The 21,954-nt window shown below is 67.3% G+C and carries 19 protein-coding genes and 1 other RNA gene; 12 read left to right on the top strand and 8 right to left on the bottom strand.

Going from position 1 to position 21,954, the window contains the following annotated elements; genetic code table 11:
- Positions 1-55: 55 nt before the first annotated feature.
- The 7 genes from recR to FA740_RS04845 all read right to left on the bottom strand — a co-directional run bounded on the left by recR (position 56) and on the right by FA740_RS04845 (position 7,127).
- Positions 56-655, bottom strand: a complete 600-nt coding sequence (gene recR / locus FA740_RS04875) for a recombination mediator RecR (RefSeq protein ID WP_136855648.1) — start codon at positions 653-655, stop codon at positions 56-58.
- Between the two features lie 5 nt (positions 656-660).
- Entirely contained in the window at positions 661-1,005 is a 345-nt protein-coding gene (locus FA740_RS04870) for a YbaB/EbfC family nucleoid-associated protein (RefSeq protein ID WP_136855647.1), read from the bottom strand.
- A gap of 3 nt (positions 1,006-1,008) precedes the next feature.
- Entirely contained in the window at positions 1,009-2,808 is a 1,800-nt protein-coding gene (locus tag FA740_RS04865) for a DNA polymerase III subunit gamma/tau (protein ID WP_136855646.1), read from the bottom strand.
- A 55-nt stretch (positions 2,809-2,863) separates the two neighbouring features.
- On the bottom strand, positions 2,864-3,520 hold the full coding sequence (locus FA740_RS04860) for an HAD family hydrolase (protein ID WP_136855645.1): 657 nt from the start codon (positions 3,518-3,520) through the stop codon (positions 2,864-2,866).
- Between the two features lie 95 nt (positions 3,521-3,615).
- Positions 3,616-5,076, bottom strand: a complete 1,461-nt coding sequence (locus tag FA740_RS04855; protein ID WP_136855644.1) for a fused MFS/spermidine synthase — start codon at positions 5,074-5,076, stop codon at positions 3,616-3,618.
- 86 nt (positions 5,077-5,162) lie between these two features.
- An RNA gene (gene ffs, locus FA740_RS04850) (signal recognition particle sRNA small type) lies at positions 5,163-5,259 on the bottom strand.
- Positions 5,260-5,309: 50 nt separating this feature from the next.
- On the bottom strand, positions 5,310-7,127 hold the full coding sequence (locus FA740_RS04845) for a bifunctional 2',3'-cyclic-nucleotide 2'-phosphodiesterase/3'-nucleotidase (protein ID WP_246053470.1): 1,818 nt from the start codon (positions 7,125-7,127) through the stop codon (positions 5,310-5,312).
- 405 nt (positions 7,128-7,532) lie between these two features.
- Here FA740_RS04845 and FA740_RS04840 point away from each other — a divergent pair, with 405 nt between their 5' ends.
- On the top strand, positions 7,533-7,991 hold the full coding sequence (locus tag FA740_RS04840; RefSeq protein WP_136855707.1) for a hypothetical protein: 459 nt from the start codon (positions 7,533-7,535) through the stop codon (positions 7,989-7,991).
- A 12-nt stretch (positions 7,992-8,003) separates the two neighbouring features.
- On the opposite strand, the gene FA740_RS04835 is transcribed toward FA740_RS04840, so the two are convergent.
- Positions 8,004-8,864 carry a prephenate dehydratase gene (locus FA740_RS04835; protein ID WP_136855642.1) on the bottom strand — a complete coding sequence of 287 codons (861 nt, stop codon included), beginning with the start codon at positions 8,862-8,864 and terminating at the stop codon, positions 8,004-8,006.
- A 133-nt stretch (positions 8,865-8,997) separates the two neighbouring features.
- On the opposite strand from FA740_RS04835, the gene FA740_RS04830 reads away from it, so the two are divergent.
- The 11 genes from FA740_RS04830 to FA740_RS04780 all read left to right on the top strand — a co-directional run bounded on the left by FA740_RS04830 (position 8,998) and on the right by FA740_RS04780 (position 21,944).
- Positions 8,998-9,513: a c-type cytochrome gene (locus FA740_RS04830; RefSeq protein WP_338118609.1), complete on the top strand. Its 516-nt coding sequence runs from the start codon at positions 8,998-9,000 to the stop codon at positions 9,511-9,513.
- Between the two features lie 169 nt (positions 9,514-9,682).
- Entirely contained in the window at positions 9,683-11,569 is a 1,887-nt protein-coding gene (locus FA740_RS04825; RefSeq protein ID WP_136855640.1) for an extracellular solute-binding protein, read from the top strand.
- A 95-nt stretch (positions 11,570-11,664) separates the two neighbouring features.
- A complete protein-coding gene (locus FA740_RS04820) occupies positions 11,665-12,741 on the top strand; it encodes a microcin C ABC transporter permease YejB (protein ID WP_136855639.1) in 1,077 nt (358 codons plus the stop codon).
- Positions 12,741-13,844, top strand: a complete 1,104-nt coding sequence (locus tag FA740_RS04815) for an ABC transporter permease (RefSeq protein WP_136855638.1) — start codon at positions 12,741-12,743, stop codon at positions 13,842-13,844. The genes FA740_RS04820 and FA740_RS04815 overlap by 1 nt, the downstream gene beginning before the upstream one ends.
- A 95-nt stretch (positions 13,845-13,939) precedes the next feature.
- Positions 13,940-15,574, top strand: coding sequence for an ABC transporter ATP-binding protein (locus tag FA740_RS04810; protein WP_136855706.1), 1,635 nt, complete (start codon positions 13,940-13,942; stop codon positions 15,572-15,574).
- A complete protein-coding gene (locus FA740_RS04805; RefSeq protein WP_136855637.1) occupies positions 15,571-16,794 on the top strand; it encodes a glycosyltransferase in 1,224 nt (407 codons plus the stop codon). Before FA740_RS04810 ends, FA740_RS04805 begins: the two co-directional genes overlap by 4 nt.
- 29 nt (positions 16,795-16,823) lie before the next feature.
- Positions 16,824-18,293 (top strand): cysteine--tRNA ligase, encoded by a 1,470-nt coding sequence (cysS, locus tag FA740_RS04800; RefSeq protein WP_136855636.1) that lies wholly within the window; start codon positions 16,824-16,826, stop codon positions 18,291-18,293.
- Complete coding sequence (locus tag FA740_RS04795) at positions 18,290-19,060, top strand: squalene/phytoene synthase family protein (protein ID WP_136855635.1); 771 nt, start codon at positions 18,290-18,292, stop codon at positions 19,058-19,060. The genes cysS and FA740_RS04795 overlap by 4 nt, the downstream gene beginning before the upstream one ends.
- 90 nt (positions 19,061-19,150) lie before the next feature.
- Entirely contained in the window at positions 19,151-20,023 is an 873-nt protein-coding gene (locus tag FA740_RS04790; RefSeq protein WP_136855634.1) for an ABC transporter permease, read from the top strand.
- A complete protein-coding gene (locus FA740_RS04785) occupies positions 20,020-20,832 on the top strand; it encodes an ABC transporter permease (RefSeq protein ID WP_136855633.1) in 813 nt (270 codons plus the stop codon). The genes FA740_RS04790 and FA740_RS04785 overlap by 4 nt, the downstream gene beginning before the upstream one ends.
- A gap of 11 nt (positions 20,833-20,843) precedes the next feature.
- Positions 20,844-21,944 carry an ABC transporter ATP-binding protein gene (locus tag FA740_RS04780; protein WP_136855705.1) on the top strand — a complete coding sequence of 367 codons (1,101 nt, stop codon included), beginning with the start codon at positions 20,844-20,846 and terminating at the stop codon, positions 21,942-21,944.
- Positions 21,945-21,954 lie beyond the last annotated feature (10 nt).

Raw genomic sequence — 21,954 nt, 5'->3', positions numbered from 1 at the left:
CGTCCGCCCGCGTTCCGATGGGAAGGCCGCGTCACCCGACGCGGCCTTTTTGGTCCTAGAGCCTCCGGCGCGCGCGCAAGGCGGCGGTGATGGTGCCGTCGTCGAGGTAATCCAGCTCTCCGCCGATGGGCACGCCCTGGGCCAGGCCGGTGACGGCGACCGAGGACCCCTCCAGCGCATCGGCGATGTAGTGGGCGGTGGTCTGGCCGTCGACGGTGGCGTTCAGGGCCAGGATCACCTCGGTAATTCGTTCGTCATGGATGCGGGTTAGAAGGGTCGGGATGCCCAGATCGTCCGGGCCCACATCGTCCAGCGCGGACAGCGTGCCGCCCAGCACGTGATAGCGGCCGCGAAACGCCCGGCCCCGTTCCAGCGCCCAGAGGTCGGCCACGTCCTGGACCACACAGATCTCTCCGGTCGCGCGCGCCGGATCGGTGCAGATCGCGCATTCGTCGCGGTCGGTGATATTGCCGCAGACCACGCATTCGCGCGAGTTCTGCGCCACCCTGTCCAGCAGTTGCGACAGCTGGACCATCTGCTGGCTGCGCTTGCGCACCAGTTGCAGCACGATGCGGCGGGCCGATCGTGGGCCCAGGCCCGGCAGCCGCGCCATCAGCGCGATCAGCGCGTGGATGTCGTCGCTGCCCTGGTCCATGCCGATCAGAAGGGCAGTTTCATGCCGGGGGGCAGGCCTAGGCCCTCGGTCAGGCGGGCCATCTCGGACTGCATCTTTTCCTCGGCGGCGCGTTGGGCGTCCTTGATGGCGGCCAGGATCAGGTCCTCGACCACCTCCTTTTCCGACGGCACGAAGATCGACGGGTCGATATCCAGCGCGGTCAGCTCTCCCTTGGCGGTGCAGGTCGCCTTGACCAGACCCGCGCCGGACTGGCCGGTCACGGTGATGCGGGCCATGTCCTCCTGGATCTGGCCCATCTTGTCCTGCATGTCCTTGGCGGCCTTCATCATCTTGGCCATGTCGCCAAAGCCGCCCAATCCCTTGATCATCGCTCAGTCCTCATCTTCGAAGGGGTCCCATTCCTCGACCTCGGCCACAGGGCCTTGGCTGCCGTCATGGGGGTTGGCCGCGCCGTCGGCCAGGTCGGCCGTGTCGGGTTCAGGCGCGGCGCGGGTCACGCGGGTCAGCGTGGCGCCCGGAAACGCCGCCATGACCTGCTGCACGATGGGCAGGGTCAGGGCGCGCTCGTGGGCGGCACGGGCCTCGGCGTCGCGGGTCTCCGCGATGGTGGGGGCGCCGTCCTCGTTGGTGATGGTCACGGCCCACCGCTGCCCGGCGGTCCAGCCGCGCAGGCGTTCGGCCAGCCGCTGCGCCAGATCGGCGGGCGGGTTGTTGCGGGGCTGATACTCGATCCGGCCGGGGCTGTAGCGCACCAGCGCCACGTGGCGTTCCACAAGCACCAACAGCGTCATGTCGCGCATCCGGGTGATCAAATCCACGACCGAGGCGAAATCGGGATAGCTTTCGACCAGCTCGGGCGCCACGGCCAGCGCATGGGCCGCGGCACCCTGCGCCTGGACCGCCGGTGCCGGGCGGGCGCGGCGCATCGCCTGCGGGGCTTGGGCCGCGGGCGCGCCCGCCACCGAAGGTCCGCGCGCGAACTCCCCCGCCGTCTGCGCCTGCTGGACGCGGCGGATCAGCGCCTCGGGGTCGGGCAGGTCGGCCACATGGGTCAGGCGGATCACGGCCATCTCGGCGGCCATCATCGCGTTGGGCGCCGCAGACACCTCCTCCAGCGCCTTCAGCAGCAGCTGCCACATTCGCGACATGACCCGCATCGGCAGGCGGTCGGCCAGATCCTTGCCGCGCGCCCGCTCGTCCGGAGAGATGGTCGGATCGTCCAGCGCCCCCGGCGTGATCTTGACCACCGAAATCCAATGCGTGATCTCGGCCATGTCGCGCAGCACGGCGACCGGATCGGCGCCATCGGCATATTGCGACTGCAGCTCGGTCAGGGCCGATGCGGCATCGCCGCGCATCACCATCTCGAACAGGTCGATCACGCGGCCCCGATCGGCCAGGCCCAGCATGGCACGCACCTGATCGGCGGTGGTCTCCCCCGCGCCCTGGCTGCCCGCGCTGTGGCTGATGGCCTGGTCCAGCAGGCTGGTCGCATCGCGGGCCGACCCCTCGGCGGCGCGGGTGATCAGCGCCAGCGCATCCTCGGTGATGGTCGCGCCCTCGGCGGTGGCGATGCGTTGCAGCAGCGCGATCATCACCTCGGGCTCGATCCGGCGCAGGTCGAACCGCTGACAGCGCGACAGGACGGTGACCGGAACCTTGCGGATCTCGGTCGTGGCAAAGATGAATTTGACGTGCGGGGGCGGCTCCTCCAGCGTCTTCAGCAGCGCGTTGAACGCGCTGGTCGACAGCATGTGGACCTCGTCGATGATATAGATCTTGTAGCGCGCCGAGGCCGCGCGGTAATGGACCGATTCGATGATCTCGCGGATGTCGCCCACGCCGGTGCGCGATGCCGCGTCCATCTCCATCACGTCGACATGGCGCCCCTCGGCGATGGCCACGCAATGCTCGCACACGCCGCAGGGTTCGGTCGTGGGGCCGCCCTGGCCGTCGGGGCCGATGCAGTTCATGCCCTTGGCGATGATGCGCGCGGTCGTCGTCTTGCCGGTGCCGCGGATGCCGGTCATGACAAAGGCCTGCGCGATGCGGTCGGCGGCGAATGCGTTCTTCAGCGTGCGGACCATCGCGTCCTGTCCGACCAGGTCGGCGAACGTCTCGGGCCGGTATTTCCGGGCCAGAACCTGGTAGGCGGGCTTGGTGTCGGTCATCGATCCCTCGGGTGTCGCGCCACCTTAGCGGGGCGCCGCAGGGGCCACAACCGGATCAGGCGGCCAACAGCCCGATGCCGCGCGCGCCCGCGATCAGGTCGGTCGCCAGATAGTCGGCGTAATCGCCCGACAGCGGCACCATGTCGGGCACCTGCACCACGGTCATGCCAGCCGCCCGCGCGGCCAAGGCGCCCACGTCGCTGTCCTCGAAGGCCAGGCAGCGGGCCGGGTCGATCCCCAGACGGTCCGCGGCCAGCAGATAGACGTCGGGCGCGGGCTTGGGACTGGGCACGTCGCTGCGCGTGATCACGATGTCAAAGCTGTCGGTCAGCCCGGCGGCGGCCAGTTTCTCGCGCGCCTGATCGGCGGTGCTGGAGGTGGCGATGGCAAAGGGCAGGCCCGCCGCCCGCAGCGCGTCCAGCAGCGTGCCGACATGGGGGCGCAGGGGAATGCCGTCGCGGTCGCGCCGCTCGATCAGGGCCTCGGCCCAGAGGCGGTCCAGGTGCGCAAAGTCGAAATCGGCGCCCAGCTGTTCGCGCAGCATCCCGCGCGAGGTCGGCTCGTCGATGCCCACCAGCGAGGCCAGCAGCCCCTCGGGCGCGGGGCGTCCCATCCGGGCCAGCGCCGCCTCTCCGGTCTCGATGGTCATCTGTTCGGTGGCCAGCAGGGTGCCATCCAGGTCAAAGATCACGGCATCGAAACGGCGGGTCATGGGCGGTCCTTTCAGGTCTGTCAGACGCTAACATGGGCGCGCGGGCGGCAACTGGCAAGGCACCACATGGCTGCCCTGCGCCCCGCGAAGGGGCGTCAGCGGTGCCCGACCCAGCCCCGGTCATCGGTCAGGGCGCGGCCCGGCGCAATCCGGACGCGCTGATACCCGGGGGGCAGCCCGTCCAGCGCCGGCAGGGGCGTCGGCGACGCGGCCAGCACGATATTGGCCCGCCCGCGTCCGCTGACCGGGCTTTGTGCGGCCTCGACATGCGGCCACAGCTCCGCCAGAATCGCGTGGATGCCGCGTGCCAGTGGGCCATCCGGCGCGTCGATCAGGTTCACATAGACCGGGCCGTCCACGATGGCCCGCAGTCGCTGATAGGTTTCGCGCGTGGCCAGGTGTGCGGGTACCGAGCCCGAGGAAAAGGCATCCATCACCGCCCCGTCAAAACGCTGGTCGGTCTGGTTCAGGTACACCCGCCCGTCGGCATGCACGACCTGCAACCGCGGTGCCGCCCGTTCGGGGGCGGGCTGTTCCGCGATCATCGCGGCGGCCCAGGGCATATGCTGGCGCACGACGCGGGTGATCAGCGGGTCGATCTCGACCGCGACGGCCCGGGCTGCGGGGCGCGACGATAGCAGCGCCGTGGGCAGGCTGTAACCGCCGCCACCGATGAACAGGACCGAAGGCGCGGGCCCCAGATCGGCATCCATCCGCGCCCACAGCCACCGGGTATAGGGCATGACCAGCCGGTCGCTCGGACCCTCCGCGTCGGTGCCGGGGGCCACCCGTTCGGCGGCCTGCTGGGTGCGGTCGGAATACAGATAGACCGCATCACCATGGCGCCGGACGTCGATGCAGGACATCCCGGATTCGTATCGGCACATCGGACCGCTGGCGGCGATTGCGGCGACCACCAGCCCCCCCAGCACCACCGCGACGACCGTTCCGGGCCGCCGTGCTACCCCGCCCGGAGCGGAGGCGCCGCCCCGGATCAGCGGCACGCAGAGCAGCACCGCCGCCGCGCATCCGGCAAAAGTCGCGACCGAGCCGATCAGCGGCAGGGCAATGAACCCCGCCAGCACCGCCCCCAGGATCGCGCCCAGAGAGCCCGCCGCCAGCACCATCCCCAGGGACGAGCCCTCTCGTCCCGGTCGCGCCTCGACCGCCAGCCGGGCCAGGAAGGGCGAGGGAAAGCTGACCAGGACCGAGGCGGGCAAAAAGGCCAGGATGACGGCCAGCAGCATGCCGCCGGTCTCTCGGGCGCCCAAGGCATAGATCAGGCTGAGGACGGCGGGCGACAGCGCCATCAGCACCGCCGTGGCGATCAGCGCCAGGCGCACGGTGCGGGCGGCGACCGCCGCGTCCCGTTCAGCCACCAGCCCGCCAAGCGCGCTGCCAAGCGAGAACCCCGCCAGAATGGTCGCGATCACGGTCGTCCAGGTCACCAGCGACGTGCCGAAGAACGGCGCCAGCACCCGACCGGCGGCGATCTCGTAGGTCAGCCCGACCGCGGACAGAACAAGGATCAGGGCGATCGTGGTCCAGAACCGCATGGGGCTTCCTTGGCGAATGACACGCGTCTGCCTGCCATGTTTCGCGCGCCGCGACCAGAGTGCGGGCGGCATGGTATGAGGGGGTGGGTGAGAGGCTGGACAACGACCCAGGCGGGGCTCGTTACGGCTGCTTCCTTCCGGACCTGACCGATTTGGCGAGGCGCTTGCCCGCGCCAACCTCTCGGGCGCACAGATAGGATGGTCGCGCGACGGATGCAAGCCCGCACGCACCCTTAGAGGGTCAGGCGCATCATCGCGAATCCGTCCGGGCCGATGCCCAGACCCTCCAGCCAGTCGGGCTCGGGCAGGGGGCGGTCCAGGGCGACGGGGGCGGTTTCGAACAGGACCGAGGTGTCGGGCTGGGGCACGAAGGTCCAGTTGGGGCGGTCAGGGACGCGGATGCAGCGCTGACGGCGGACATAGCGGCGCAGCACGTCGCGGGTCATCGCGTCGCGGTCCAGAATGACCGTGTTGCGCGCCACCAGGGGGCTGAACAGCCCGCAGGTCGCCAGCCGATACGAGTTGGTCGCCAGCACGAAGGTCTGATCGTCGGCGACCGGGCGGGTCTGCCAGGTCAGGTCGCGGATGCGCGCGGCATCGGCGCAGGCCAGCCGCCCGTCGGGGTGGAACCGCGCGGGCACCGACAGGTCGATGCGCCAGCTGATCCCGTCGATCATGTCGAAATTATAGGCCGGGAAATCCGGGTTCAGTAGGGTGGCGTCACGGCTGCCGGAGGGGATGTGGTTGAACAGGCTGGCCGAGCGTTCCAGCCAGCCGCGCAACTGTGCGCCGGTCAGGCGAATCGCGGTGATGCGGTTCGGGAAGGAATAGAGATCGGCCAGGTGCCGCAGGCTGAGCGTGCCCGCGGGCACATCGGTGTAATGCTGCGGCCCGCCCCGTCCCCCCGCCCGATAGGGGGCCGATGCCGACAGCACCGGCAGCCCCTCATGCGCGGTGCCAACCAGCCGCTGGCGGACATGCCAGCGCTGCGCCAGGTTCACCAGCCGCAGGCCGCGATCATGGCCGATGACGGCGAAATGGCTGTTCAGAGCCGAGGCCGACCGCCCGATGCGCGTGGACAGCTGGCGCAGCGTGGCTCGGTGGGCGGCGGCCACCGGTCGGGCCACCAGCGCCGAGGCGGGGGTGGCGGGGGCCACGGCCTCGGTCCGGGCGGAGAAGCTGGCGACCGTCAGGCGGCCCTGGGGGTCGGTGGTGAAATGCAGGTCGATCACCCCCAGATGCGACCCGCCGAAACCGGGCATCACCGCGGGTTTTCCCGACAGCGTGCCGCGAAGCGCGTCGATGCCCGGGCGCCCCTGCCAGCGGGGGCCGGGAAAGACCTCGTGGGTGTGGCCCGCGACCAGCACGTCGATGCCGGGCAGGGTGGCCAGCGCATGGGCCGCATGCTCCATCCGCGGGGTGGGGTCGGGCGGGCCGATGCCAGTATGGGCCAGGGCCACGACCAGGTCGACGCCGGTCGTCTCGCGCAGGCGGGGCACCAGGCGGCGGGCGCAGTCCATGATGTCGTCGCTGTGCATCAGGGGGCGCAGGTCCTGGTCCCATTCCTCGGTCTGCGGGGGCAGGAACCCGATGATCCCGATGCGCAGCGGGTGGCGGTTGCCCTGGGGGTCGGTCAGGGACCGGTCAATCACGCAGAACGATGCGAAATCGGGCCCGCGCCGCATCGACAGGTTGGCCGCCAGCACCGGAAAGCGCGCCCGCGCCACGGTGCGCCGCAGAAAGGTCAGGCCAAAGTTGAAGTCGTGATTGCCAAGCGCCGCGGCGTCATAGCCAAGGGCGTTCATGGCCGCGATGGCGGGATGCGTGTCCGGAAACAGCGACGCGCGTCGCGCCACCAGATCGCCCATGGGTCCGCCCTGCAGGAAATCGCCGTTGTCCAGCAGCAGACAGGCCCGCACCTCGGCCCGGCGGGCCTGGATCAGCGACGCGGTGCGCGCCAACCCGATCCGGTCGGAGGGGCGATCCGCCAAGTAGTCATAGGGCAACAGGTGCATGTGCAGGTCGCTGGTCGCCAGGATGCGCAGCGTCATGCTGTCCGGCGGCACGGAACCCGCATGATGGGGGCCCGCAGGGCGGTCGGGCGGTCGCTTCGTGGCACGGTCAGACATCGGACGGCCCTGGCGTTCTTGGTCTTAGGCGGAAGCCCGCCCGGATGGGCGCTGCACGGTCTTTTGTCTTGATTAGCGCATTCGCCTGAAAGCAGACAACCCGTGATTGCATTTATTGCACTTTATCAGCCCTTCGGCCCGTCGCGCGGAAACCTGCCCCGATGGACAGGAGATTTTCATTCGGTTTTGTAGCGATGGGAAAATTGTAGCAAGTGATGTGTGACAATGCTGACGACATAGTTGAATACCCAACGCAATTTGGACTATCAGCCGAACGACGGGTCCTTTCCGACGGATGGCCCCGGCATGGTCAGCGGGTTGTTCAAGATGAAGTTTTCGACGCGTATCGATACCGATCTTGCCGCCGAACGTCTGTTCGAGACGATCGGCAATTTCGACGCGCTTGAACGGATGTTGATCAGCAGGGGGGCCAGCGTGTCGCGCATCGACCCCTCGCTGGAGCCGGGAATCGGCATGGGCTGGAACATCGGATTCGACTGGCGCGGCAAGCCGCGCAAGCTGCGCCTGGCGGTCACCCGCTTCGACCGGCCGGAACAAATGACCATGGCCGGACGGTCCGACGCGCTGGAGCTGGGCATCAGCGCCACCGTCGTCGCGCTGAGCCGCGCGCGGTCGCGCCTGATCTTCGAGACCGAGGTCAAGCCGCGCAACATGAAAGCCCGCCTGATGCTGCAGACCGCCAAGCTGGGCAAGTCGCAGCTGGACCGCCGCTATCAGCGGCGGATCGAGGAATTCGTCCAGCAGATGAGCGGCACTCCGGCATGACCGGTCCCGCGGTTATTGGGGTGTCGTGGCCTGACGCTGCGCCTCGCGCAGCGGATCGGCGGGATAGACGCCCAGGATGTCCAGCATCGAGGTGTAATAGCGCAGCTCTTCCAAGGCGCGGGCGACGTTGGCGTCCTCCGGGTGGCCTTCGATATCGGCATAGAACTGGGTGGCGGTGAAGACCCCGTCGACCATGTAGCTTTCCAGCTTGGTCATGTTCACACCATTGGTCGCAAACCCCCCCATCGCCTTGTAGAGCGCCGCCGGAATGTTGCGCACCCGAAAGACAAAGCTGGTCAGCATCCGGTCCGACCGGCGGCGGTCATCGGCCTCGCGCGACATGATCAGGAACCGGGTGGTGTTGTTCTGGCGGTCCTCGATGCGGTCGGCCAGGCGGTCCAGGCCATAGATCTCGCCGGCCAGGGGGGCGGCCAGGGCGGCCAGCGACGGATTGCCGCGCGCAGCGACCTCCTTGGCCGATCCTGCGGTGTCGGCGCCGGTCAGCGCGCGGATGTCATGGCGGCGCAGAAAGCCGCGGCACTGGCCCAGCAGGACGGTGTGGCTCATCGCCTCGCGGACCTGATCCAGGGTGGTGCCGGGCACGGCCAGCAGGCTGATATGGACGCGCACGAAAGCCTCGTCGATGATCCGCAGGCCGGATTCGGGCAGCAGGTGATGGATATCGGCCACGCGGCCATAGGTCGAATTCTCGACCGGCAGCATGGCCAGATCGGCCGCATTGCTGCGCACGGCCTCGACCACATCCTCGAAGGTTCGGCAGGGCAGGGGGGTCATGTCGGGGCGGGCGCTGCGGCAGGCCTCGTGGCTGTAGGCGCCCGGCTCTCCCTGGAAGGCGATGCGATTCGTGGTCATGACAGAGCCCCCGCTGTCCTAAATTTGAGCGTGCGGGGGTAACTATACCTTGATCCTTGAAAGCGAAAGCGGATACATACCGCTCGACTTGACGAGCTTACCAAGGCGGGGACCGCACGCGATGTTCAATACCATGACCCTGACCAAGGCAGCCGGAGCCTTCATCGGCGCGCTGCTGTTCCTCATGCTGGCCAACTGGGCGGCAAGCGCGCTGTTCCATGTCGGCCATGGGGGCGGTCACGGCGACGACGAGATCGCGCAGGCATACACCATCCCGGTCCCCGAGACCGCCGCATCCGACGCCGGCGCCGGCGAGGAGGTCGTGGACTTTGAGGCGCTGATGGCCTCGGCCGACCTGGCCCAGGGCGAGCGGGAATGGGCCAAGTGCCGGTCCTGCCACCAGCTGAACGGCAATGACGGCGTGGGTCCGCACCTGAACGGCGTCGTGGACCGCGACAAGGCGTCCATCGCCGGGTTCAACTATTCCTCGGCCGCGCAGGACATGCCCGGCGTCTGGACCCCCGAGAACCTGTTCGAATTCATCGAGAACCCGCGCGGCTACATGCCCGGCACCGCCATGAGCTTCGCGGGCATCCGCGACAACCAGGCCCGCGCCAGCCTGATCGCCTTCCTCGAAGCGAACCCCTGATCCGGCACGCCCGTCGCGAACCATCAGAACCCCGGCCGATGCCGGGGTTTTTGCTGTCCGAGGCCCTGCGACATGGCGTGCATTGCCGCCGCCCCATGTTCACGAAATCGCGGCTTGATGGGCGGTGGGGTGCTGGCCTAGCCTTCCCTCCGATCCAGGGGAGTGAACGATGCGCCAGACTGTCCCGAATATCCTGCTGACCGCGCTGACGGCGCTGTGGCTGACCGGCCCGGCCCAGGCCCAGGAGGCATCGCAAGGGGACCCGGCGCAGGAGGCGGTGATCACTGCGCATGGCGTGTCGGTCTTTGACGCCCTGCGTCTGCCCGCCGACTTTCAGCATCTGCCTTATGTGAACCCCGACGCCCCCAAGGGCGGAGAGATGTCGCAGGCCATCCCCAACTCCACGGGCTTTGACAACTTTAACCCCTTCACCTTTCGCGGGCGGGCGGCGGCCCTGGCCTCGATGCCGCTCGAGACGATCCTGACCGGCACGGCGGACGAGATGGGCGCGGCCTATTGCCTGCTCTGCGAGACGATCGAGTATCCTGAAAGCCGTGATTGGGTGATCTTCAACCTCCGACCCGAGGCCCGGTTCAGCGACGGCAGCCCCCTGACCGCTGACGACGTGCTGTTCAGCTATGAGACGTTGCGCGACCAGGGCCTGTCCAGTTTCCGCATGGTGCTGGGCCAGCAGGTCACCGGAACCGAAGTCCTGGACGATCACCGCATCCGCTTTGATTTCGCCGAAGGCATTCCGCGCCGCGAGGTGATCCAGCTGGTCGGCGGACTGCCTGTCTTCAGCCGCGCCGATTTCGAGGCGAACGACCGCAGTTTGGAGCAGACGTCGCAGACGGCCTTTCTGGGGTCTGGGCCTTATGTCTTTGACCGGGCGGACACGAACCGCTTTGTCGCCTATCGCCGCAATCCCGATTATTGGGGCGCCGACCTGCCGATCAATCGCGGGCGCTTCAATTTCGACACGATCCGCATCGAATATTTCTCGGACTACGACGCGGCCTTCGAGGCGTTCAAGGCCGGGCTCTACCTGTTCCGCCGCGAGGTCAGCAGCCGGTCCTGGGCGATCGGCTATGACTTTCCGGCGCTGAACGCGGGCCATGTCGTCAAGGAAGCCCTGCCGGACGGCACCGTCGCCTCGGGGCAGGCCTGGGTTCTGAACCTGCGCCGCCCGATCTGGCAGGACATCCGCGTGCGCGAGGCGATTGGGCTGATGTTCAATTTCGAATGGACGAACCAGACGCAGTTCTACGGCCTCTACAATCGGGTCGAAAGCTTCTGGGACAACAGCGAACTGAAGGCCGAGGGCGTTCCCGAGGGCGCCGAACTGGCCCTGCTGGAGCCCGTCGCGGGGGACCTGCCCGAGGGTATTCTGACCGAGGAGGCCGTCACCGCCCCCGTCTCGGGCGAGCGGCAGATGGACCGGGGCAACCTGCGCCGCGCCGCGGCCCTGCTGGAGGAGGCGGGCTGGGTGACGGGCAGCGACGGGCTGCGCCGCAATGCGGCCGGTCAGGTCCTGCGGCTGGAGATCCTGAACGACAGCCAGACCTTTGACCGGGTGATCAACCCCTTCGTCGAAAACCTGCGCGCCCTGGGCATCGACGCGTTCAACAGCCGCGTCGACAATGCCGAATACGAGAATCGCAAGCGCAGCTTCGATTTCGACATGATCGGCGATCATCTGGGCCAGCCCGAGATCCCCGGCACCGGCCTGCAGCAGTATTTCGGCTCGAACGCGGTGGAGGACGTGTTCAACGTCATGGGGCTGGCCAATCCCGCGATCGACCGGCTGATCACCCATGCCGCCGCCGCCGAGACCCGCGAGGATCTGCTGCCCGCCGTCCACGCCCTGGACCGGGCGCTGCGGGCGCTGCATTTCTGGGTGCCGCAATGGTACAACCCCGATCACCTTGTGGCCTATTTCGACGTTTACGACCGGCCTGACGAACTGCCGCCCTATGCCTTGGGCGAGATGGATTTCTGGTGGTACGACGCGGCCAAGGCCGAGGCGCTGCGCGCGGCGGGCGCGCTGCGGCGCTGAGGGCGCGGCTTGATTTCCGACAGCGAAAGGCCCACAAGGCCGGATAACCAGACGGCCCCGGCAAGGGGCGGACACCAGGGGAAGGGCAGGGGCTGATGGGTGCCTATATCCTGCGGCGATTGCTGCTGATCATCCCGACATTGCTCGGCATCATGGTGGTCAATTTCACGCTGACGCAATTCGTGCCCGGCGGCCCCATCGAACAGATCGCGGCCCAGATGCAGGGCGACGGCGATGTGTTCCGCAACATATCCGGCGGCGGAGCCGAGACAGGACAGCAGGCGCAAACCGGCTATGAGGGCGCGCGGGGGCTGCCGCCCGAATTCATCGCCCAGTTGGAGCGTGAGTTCGGCTTTGACAAACCCCCGGTGGAGCGCTTTCTGTCGATGCTTTGGAACTATCTGCGGTTCGATTTCGGCACCTCGTGGTTCCGCTCGATCAGCGTCATGGACCTGGTGCTGGAGAAGATGCCGGTGTCGATCACGCTGGGGCTGTGGTCCACGCTGATCGCCTATGTCATCTCGATCCCGCTGGGCATTCGCAAGGCGGTACGCGACGGATCGCGCTTCGACACCTGGACCTCGGGCGTGATCATCATGGCCTATGCGATCCCGGCCTTCCTGTTCGCGGTGCTGCTGATGGTGCTGTTCGCGGGCGGCAGCTATTGGCAGATCTTTCCGCTGCGCGGCCTGACATCGGACAATTTCGCGGACCTGTCCCTGTGGGGCAAGGTCAAGGACTATGCTTGGCACGCCTTCCTGCCGGTCATGGCCGCGACGATCAGCAGTTTCGCCACGCTGACGCTGCTGACCAAGAACAGCTTTCTGGACGAGATCAACAAGCAATACGTCATCACCGCCCGCGCCAAGGGCCTGACCGAACGCCGCGTGCTGTATGGCCATGTGTTCCGCAACGCCATGCTGATCGTGATCGCGGGCTTTCCGGCGATGTTTCTGGGCGTGTTCTTTGGGTCGTCGATCCTGATCGAGACGATCTTTTCGCTGGACGGGCTGGGGCGCCTGGGCTTTGAGGCGGCGGTCCAGCGCGATTATCCGGTGATCTTCGGCACGCTTTACGTGTTCGGGCTGATGAGCCTGGTGGTCGGGATTCTGTCCGATCTGATGTATGTCTTTGTCGATCCGCGCATCGATTTCGAAAAGAGGGCCGGCTGATGGCCATGTCGGAACTGAACCGCCGCCGGCTGCGCAACTTCCGCCGCAACGGCCGGGCCTTCTGGTCGCTGGTGATCTTTTCGGTGCTGTTCGTGACCGCGATGTTCGCCGAGATCGTGGCCAACGACAAACCCATCGTCGTGCGCTATCAGGGCGATCTGTACTGGCCGGCCTATAATTTTTACCCCGAGACCGCGTTCGGCGGCGATTTCGGGACCGAGGCGATCTATCGCGACGAGGCCGTCCAGTGCCTGATCATCAGCGGTGGCCGCGAGGCCTGCTGGGACGACCCCGAGGGGCTGATCGAGGCCGTGCAGACCGGCGTCAGCGATGTCCCCCGGGCCGAGCAGGGCTGGATGATCTGGCCGCCGATCCCCTATCACTATCGCACCATCAACAATGTGGGCACCGCGCCAAGCGCGCCCGACGGCAACCACCTGCTGGGCACGGATGATACTGCGCGCGACGTGCTGGCGCGGGTGATCTACGGGTTCCGCACCTCGATCCTGTTCACGCTGATCGTGACGGTGATCGCCTCGACCATCGGCATCGCGGCGGGGGCGATCCAGGGCTATTTCGGCGGGCGGACCGATCTGGTGTTCCAGCGCGTGCTGGAGATCTGGGCCTCGACGCCGGGGCTTTACGTCATCATCATCCTGTTCGCGATTCTGGGGCGCAGCTTCTGGCTGCTGGTCTTTGTCACGATCCTGTTCGGCTGGCCGGCGCTGGTCGGCGTGGTCCGGGCCGAATTCCTGCGCGCGCGCAATTTTGAGTATGTCCGCGCCGCCCGTGCCCTGGGGGTCAGCGACCGCAAGATCATGTTCCGTCACATCCTGCCCAACGCGATGGTCGCCACGCTGACCATGCTGCCCTTTGTCGTGACCGGCACGATCAGCGGGTTGGCCGCGCTGGATTATCTGGGATACGGCCTGCCCGCCGGATCGGCCTCGCTTGGGGAGATGGCGCTGCAGGCGAAACAGAACCTGCAGGCGCCGTGGCTGGCCTTCACCTCGTTCTTCACCTTCGCGATCATGCTGTCGCTTCTGGTGTTCATCTTCGAGGGCATCCGCGATGCCTTTGACCCGCGAAAGACGTTTCGATGACAGACCGGCCGATGCCAGCCGACACGGGGACCGTGACGCCCATCCGCCCCGCCGCCGGAGCGCAGGCCGCCGTCGCCGAGAGCCATGGCGGCGCGATGCCCGGCGCGCCCGAGGCCCATGCCACGCCCGCCCCCGCCAGCGGCGCGGTGCTGGCCGTCACCGACCTGCGCATCGGCTTCCGCTCCGAAGGGGCGGTGATTCCGGCGGTCCGCGGCGTCAGTTTCCACATCAATCGGGGCGAGACGGTCGCCATCGTCGGAGAATCCGGGTCGGGAAAATCGGTCACGGCGCTGTCCACGGTGCAGCTGCTGGCCGGGTCGGCGGTGCTGGAGGGGTCGGTCAAATATGCGGGGCGCGAGATGGTCGGCGCCTCGGACCGCGACCTGCGCGCGATCCGGGGCAATGACATCAGCTTCATCTTTCAGGAGCCGATGACCTCGCTCAACCCGCTGCACACGCTGGAAAAGCAGCTGTCGGAAAGCCTGGCGCTGCATCAGGGCCTGTCGGGGGCCCGCGCGCGGGCGCGCATCATCGAGCTGCTGACCCGCGTGGGCATCCGCGACCCCGAGAGCCGTCTGGCCGATTACCCGCACCAGCTGTCGGGCGGCCAGCGTCAGCGCGTGATGATCGCCATGGCGCTGGCCAACGGCCCCGAGTTGCTGATCGCGGATGAGCCGACGACCGCGCTGGACGTGACCATCCAGGCGCAGATCCTGGACCTGCTGGCGGAACTCAAGGCGGCGGAGGGGCTGTCGATGCTGTTCATCAGCCATGATCTGGGCATCGTGCGCCGCATCGCCGACCGCGTCTGCGTGATGAAGGACGGAGAGATCGTCGAACAGGGCCGCACCCAGGACATCTTTGCGAACCCCCGGCACCCCTATACGCAAAAGCTGTTGGCGGCCGAACCGCAGGGGCAGGCCGAACCGGTGGCCCCCGACGCGCCCGTCATGGTCGAGACCCGCGACCTCAAGGTCTGGTTCCCGGTCAAGCGCGGCCTGCTGCGCCGCATCACCGGGCACGTCAAGGCGGTCGATGGCGCGACCCTGACCCTGCGGGCGGGGGAAACCCTGGGCGTGGTGGGCGAATCGGGGTCGGGCAAGACCACGCTGGCCCTGGCGATCATGCGCCTGATCGAAAGCCGGGGGCCGATCCTCTATCTGGGGCAGGACATCCAAGGCTGGGGCGGCGGCCAGCTGCGCCGTCTGCGCCGCGACATGCAGATCGTGTTCCAGGACCCCTATGGCAGCCTGTCGCCCCGCATGACGGTCGAGCAGATCATCACCGAGGGTCTGGGCGTCCACGGGGTCGAGCCGGGCCGCGACCGCCGCCAGATGGTGACCGAGATCATGGCCGAGGTCGGGCTGAACCCCGACCTGATGCACCGCTATCCGCATGAATTCAGCGGCGGGCAGCGCCAGCGCATCGCCATCGCCCGCGCGATGATCCTGCGCCCCAAGGTCGTCGTGCTGGACGAGCCGACCAGCGCATTGGACATGACCGTGCAGGTCCAGATCGTCGATCTGCTGCGCAATCTGCAGCGGAAATACGGGCTGGCCTATCTGTTCATCAGCCACGATCTGCGCGTGGTGCGCGCGATGGCGCATCACATCATGGTCATGCGCGCGGGTCTGGTGGTCGAACAGGGCAGCGTGGCCCAGATCTTTGACGCACCAGAGCAGGATTACACCCGCGCCCTGCTGCGGGCGGCGTTTCCGATCCACGAATGAAGATCCTGTTCGTTCACCAGAACTTTCCGGGCCAGTTTCCCCATCTGGCCCCGGCGCTGGTCGCGCGGGGGCATCAGGTGCTGGCCCTGACCGATGAGAAGAACCAGCGCCCCAGCCCGATCCGCACCCTGCGCTACAAGGCGCCCGAACCGGTGCAGACCGACAGCGCCCTGGGGCGGACCTATGCCGACCACGCCGAACGCGGGCTGCTGACGGCACGCGGCGCGCGTGCGCTGCGCGACCGGCACGGGTTTCACCCCGACATCATCATCGGTCATCCGGGCTGGGGCGAGACGCTGTTCCTCAAGGAGATCTGGCCCGACGCCACCCTGCTGATCTATGCCGAGCTGATGTATCGCACGCGCGGCCATGACGTGGGCTTCGACCCCGAGATCAGCCCCGACCGGGACGAGGCGCGCTTCATGACCGTGGCCCGGTCGGCGCATCTGATCCAGGCGATGGTGCAGGCCGACGGGGCCATCGCGCCGACCCGCTATCAGGCGGACAGCTTTCCGCCCGAGCTGCGCGGCAAGATCACTGTCATCCATGACGGCATCGACACCGCCCGCGTGGCCCCGGACCCGACAGCCCGGCTGGCGCTGCCCGATGGGCCGACCTTGCGGGCGGGGGATGAGGTGCTGTCCTTCGTGTCGCGATCGCTGGAGCCCTATCGCGGGTTCCACATCCTGATGCGCGCGCTGCCCGCGGTGCTGGCGGCGCGTCCACAGGCGCAGGTGGTGATGGTGGGGGCCGAGGGCACCAGCTATGGCGCCAAGCCCCGCGACGCGAACAGCTGGAAGGACAAGCTGCTGGCCGAGGTCGGCGGCCAGCTGGACCTGTCGCGTGTGCATTTCCTGGGTCGCGTGCCCTATGGAGACTACCTGTCGCTGATGCAGGTCGCGCGGGTACATTGCTATCTGACCTATCCCTTCGTTCTGTCCTGGTCGCTGACCGAGGCGATGGCGGCGGGGGCCTATGTCGTCGGTTCCGACACCGAACCGGTGCGCGAGCTGATCACCGATGGGGTGAACGGGCGGCTGGTGCCGTTCTTTGACACGGGCGCGCTGGCGGCAGCGCTGATCCGCGGGCTGGAGGGCGACCCGCAGGCCCCCGCGATTCGTGCGGCGGCGCGCGCCACGATCCTGTCGGGCTATGATCTGGCGTCGCAATCGCTGCCGCGTCAGATTGCGTGGGTGGAAAGCTGGGGCGCGATGGGCTAGACCCTTGCGACCCCCGCAGCGAGGCCCCCATGACCCAGATCAGGCTGACCAATACCCGCACCCGGACCAAGGAGGATTTCCTCCCCATCGACCCGGCCAATGTGCGCCTGTATCTGTGCGGACCGACCGTCTATGACCGTGCGCATCTGGGCAATGCCCGTCCCGTGCTGGTGTTCGACCTGCTGGTGCGGCTGTTGCGGCATGTCTATGGCGACCGGGCGGTGACCTATGTGCGCAACTTCACCGACGTGGATGACAAGATCAACGCCGAGGCGCAGCGTCGCCGCGCGGCCGGATCGCCCCTGTCGCTGGAGGCGCTGATCACCGAGCGTACGGATGAGACGATCGCCTGGTATCACGCCGACATGGATGCGTTGGGCGCGATGCGCCCCGACCATGAGCCGCGGGCCACCGCCTATGTCGGGCAGATGATCGCGATGACCGCCGACCTGATCGCCAAGGGCCACGCCTATGAGGCCGAGGGCCATGTGCTTTTCGACGTGCGCTCATTCCCGGATTACGGCACTCTGTCGGGCCGGTCGGTCGACGACATGATCGCGGGGGCGCGGGTCGAGGTGGCGCCCTTCAAGCGCGACCCGATGGATTTCGTGCTGTGGAAGCCGTCCAGCGACGACCTGCCGGGGTGGGACAGCCCCTGGGGCCGCGGGCGTCCGGGCTGGCATATCGAATGCTCGGCCATGTCGGCGGCGCTTCTGGGGACGCATTTCGACATCCATGGCGGCGGCATCGACCTGCAGTTCCCCCACCACGAGAATGAGATCGCGCAGAGCTGCTGCGCCCATCCGGGCGCGGGTTTCGCCAATGTCTGGCTGCATAACGAGATGCTGCAGGTCGAGGGCAAGAAGATGTCCAAATCCCTTGGCAATTTCTTCACCGTTCGCGACCTGCTGGATCAGGGCGTGCCCGGAGAGGTGATCCGTTTCGTGATGCTGTCCACGCATTACCGAAAGCCCATGGACTGGACCGAGGCCAAGACGCGCGAGGCCGAACGGCATATCGAGAGATGGTTCTTCGCATTGGTGCAGGCGGGATACACGCGGCGTATGGTCGAAATCCTTAAGCGGGGGGGCGTATGGAAGCCGCTGGACGCGGTAGTCGATGCGCTTGCAAACGACCTGAATGCCTCTGGTGCCCTTGCGGCCCTGCACGAGTTTGATCTCAACGGAACTGCTGTCCAATTGGCACCGTTTGCCGCGTCGTTGGATCTGTTGGGCTTTGTTCCCGATTGGGACGAAATCGCCAGCGTAGCTCGCATAGGCGTTTCAACAGTCGGTGATCATCCCGCGCGTGACCGAGTCGCAGCACTTCTGTTGGACCGGCAAGAGGCGAAACGGGTGAAGGACTTTGCGTCTGCCGACCGTATCCGCAAGGCCTTGGAGGGCGTCGGCATTCAGGTGCAGGACGCTCCGGGCGGCAACTACAGCTTCACCTTGCCGGCAGACTTTGATGAGGCAATGCTGGATAAATTGGACCTATGACCATTGCCGCCTGCACCGAGAGCCTGCGCCAGCACGACCCGGACCGTTTCGGCGCCGTGCTGGTGGCCGAGGCGCGGGATCGGCCTGCGCTGGTCACGCTCTATGCGCTGAACCTGGAGATCGCGCGGGCCCCCTTTCAGTCGGCCGAGCCCATGCTGGCCGAGATGCGGCTGCAATGGTGGGTCGACCGCCTGGACGAGATGGGGCGCGGCACGGCGCCCCCGCTGCATGACGTGCTGACGCCCCTGTGGGAGGCCTGGGGGTCCGAGGCGGGCGCGCTGGCAGCCCTGGCCGAGGCGCGCCGACGCGATTGCGAGCGACAGCCCTTTGGCGACCCCGATGCTGTCCTGACCTATGTCGATGCGACGGCGGGGGCGCTGATGTGGACGGCGGCCCGCCGCTGCGGTGCCCCCGAGAGCACGCGCGAGATCGTGGCCCATCAGGCGCGCGGCGCGGGTCTGGCCGCCTGGCTGCGTGCGCTGCCGCAATTGCAGGCAGTGCGCCTGGGGCTGGAGCCGGCCCGCCCCGAGGATGCGGTGGCGCTGGCCACGCAGGCCCGCGACGGGTTGCGCATGGCCGCACGCATGCATCGCAAGCTGCCGCGCCGGGCGGCGGCGGCGCTGTATCCCGGCCCCCGCGTGCCGCGCCTGCTGTCCGAGATCATGGCCGGGCGCTGCGACCCCTTTGCGGCGACGCCCGCCATCACGCCGTTCCAGCGGCGCGCCTCGCTGGCGCGGCTGGCGCTGACCGGGCATTGGTGGCGCTGAGCCCCGCGAAAAATCTCTTTTCCTTGCCGGGCAGCTATGGAAGGTATGGGAAAAGCCCGCAACCGGGCGCCGGGGCAGGGAAGGACCGCGATGGCAAAGGCCAAGTTCGACGCCGAGGCACGTGCCGGCCTGTCGCTGATCGCGCCGCCGTTCCTTTACGCGCTGGTCATCCTGGCGGTGCCGCTGCTGACCATCCTGGCCTACAGCTTTCTGACCGACGGCTATCTGGAGATCATCCGCGAACCCACGCTTGCGAACTATGCCGAGGTCTTTACCGATCCGATCGTGCGGACGGTGATGATGCGGTCGCTGATCGTGGCGGCCATCGTTACGCTGGCCACGGTGGTGACGGCCTTTCCGGTCGCCTATTACATCAGCTTTTGCGTCCGCCCCGAGAGGAAGGCGCTGTGGCTGTTCCTGATCACCATCCCCTTCTGGACCAGCTACCTGATCCGGGTGTTCCTGTGGAAGGTGATCCTGGGCTATAACGGCGTGGTCAATTCGACGCTGACGGGCCTGGGGATCATCGACGAGCCGCTGACCTTCATTCTGTACAACGTCAATTCCATCGTGATCACGCTGGCCCATGCCTATGCGCCCTTCGCGATTTTGCCGATCTTCGTCGCGCTGGAAAAGATCGACCGATCCCTGTTGGAGGCCGGGCGCGACCTGGGCGAGAACCGCCTGACCACCTTCTGGCGGGTGACGCTGCCCTTGGCCATGCCGGGGGTCATCGCCGCGACGCTGATCGTGTTCATCCCGACCATCGGCGACTATGTGACGCCTGAGGTCATCGGCGGCGGCCGCATCCCGATGATCGCCAACATGATTCAGGTGCAGATGCTGGCGCTGGACAACCGGCCCCTGGGATCGGCGCTGGCGGTCACGACCATGGCCATCGTCGCGGTGGTCAGCCTGATCTTCCTGTTCCTCAACCGACGATTCCTGAGGGTGCGGCAATGAACCGGTCCGGCCGGGGCCTTCAGGCCTATGCGATCTTCTATCTGCTGTTTCTGTATGCGCCGATCATCCTGCTGCCGATCTTTGCGTTCAATTCCGGCACGATCATCGCCTTTCCGCTGCAGGGGGTCACGACCGATTGGTTCGCGCAGATGTGGGGCAACGCCACGCTGCGCCGCGCACTGACCAATTCGCTGACCATCGCGGTGTCGGCCTCGATCCTGGCGACCTGCTTTGGGGTGTTCGCGGCGCGGGCCTCGACCCGCTTCGTGTTTCCGGGCAAGGGGGGGATGATGGGCTTCATCATGCTGCCCATGGTCCTGCCCGAAATCATCGTCGCCATGTCGCTTCTGGTGGTGCTGCTGGGCATGGGGGTGCAGCTGTCGCTGCTGACCGTCATCGTGGGGCACACGCTGATCTGCATGCCCTATGCCATCGCGGTGCTGTCCACCGCCTTCTCCAGCCTTGACCGCAGCCTGGAGGAGGCCGCCTATGACCTGGGCGAGACGAAATGGGGTGCCTTCCGGCTGGTCACGCTGCCGCTGGTGATGCCTGGCATCATCAGCGCGCTGCTGATCAGCTTCACCATCAGCCTGGACGAGTTCATCATCGCCTTCTTCCTGGCGGGGAATGAGCCGACGCTGCCCACCTATATCTTCAGCCAGCTGCGCTTTCCGCGCGCGATCCCCGTCATCATGGCGCTTGGGACGGTGCTGGTGATCCTGTCGATCGCCCTTCTGGCGCTTGGCGAATATTTCCGCCGCCGGGGCAATGCCCGCATCGGCGGCAAGCCCACCGGAGGGTTGATGTGAGCGACAAACCGATGATCCAGTGTCAGGGCGTCCACAAGTATTACGGCGACTATCACGCGCTGCGCGGCATCGACCTGACCATCCGCGCCGGAGAGTTCTTTTCGCTGCTGGGCCCGTCCGGCTGCGGCAAGACCACGCTCTTGCGCACCATCGCGGGGTTCGAGGATCTGTCCGACGGGGTGATCCTGATCGACCAGAAGCGCATGGACGAGGTGCCGGCGAACAAGCGCCCCACGAACATGGTGTTCCAGTCCTATGCGATCTTTCCGCATCTGACGGTCGCCGAGAACGTGGCCTTTGGCCTGCGCCGCGACCCGCGCTCCAAGGCGGAGAAGGCCGCGGCGGTCGAGGAGGCGCTGGCGATGGTCGGCCTCAAGGGATACGGCGCACGGTCGGCTCATGCCCTGTCGGGCGGCCAGCGGCAGCGTGTGGCGCTGGCCCGCGCGCTGATCCTCAAGCCCAAGGTGCTGCTGCTGGACGAACCCCTGTCCGCGCTGGACCGCAAGATGCGCGAGCAGATGCAGGTCGAGCTGATCAAGCTGCAGCGCCAGGTCGGCATCACCTTCGTTCTGGTCACCCATGACCAGGAGGAGGCGCTGGTCATGTCCGACCGCATCGCCGTCATGTTCGAGGGCGAGATCGCCCAGCTGGACGGCCCCGAGGCGCTCTATGCCCGCCCGGCCACGCGCCGCGTCGCGGATTTCATCGGCGTGATGAACTTCCTGCCCGCCGAGATCATCGGCGAGGACGCCGGCACCGTCACGGTCGAGGTCGCGGGCTTGGGCCGGGTCGAGCTGCCCGAACGTCAGATCAGCCGCGCCAATGCCGATGACGCAGGCCCGATGATCGGCTTTCGCCCCGAGACGATGACTTTGGTGGGCGCGGGTGCGACCCACACCCAACCGCGCGAGACCGAGGCCACCATCGACGAGGTCGTCTATTACGGCGACATGACCTATTACGACTTGCGCCTGGACGGGGTTGCGCGCAGCGATGGCCGCGCGCGCACGGTCCGCATCTCGATGCGCAACGTCTTTGGCCGCGACGTGCAGGAGGTCGGCACGCGGACCCGCCTGGCCTGGTCGCCCGGGTCTCTGGTGCTTTTTCGCTGACGCGAAGGGG

Origin of the sequence: Paracoccus hibiscisoli, from assembly GCF_005048265.1 — a bacterium.
Taxonomy (GTDB): domain Bacteria; phylum Pseudomonadota; class Alphaproteobacteria; order Rhodobacterales; family Rhodobacteraceae; genus Paracoccus; species Paracoccus hibiscisoli.
This window is presented reverse-complemented; position numbering and strand designations above follow the sequence as displayed.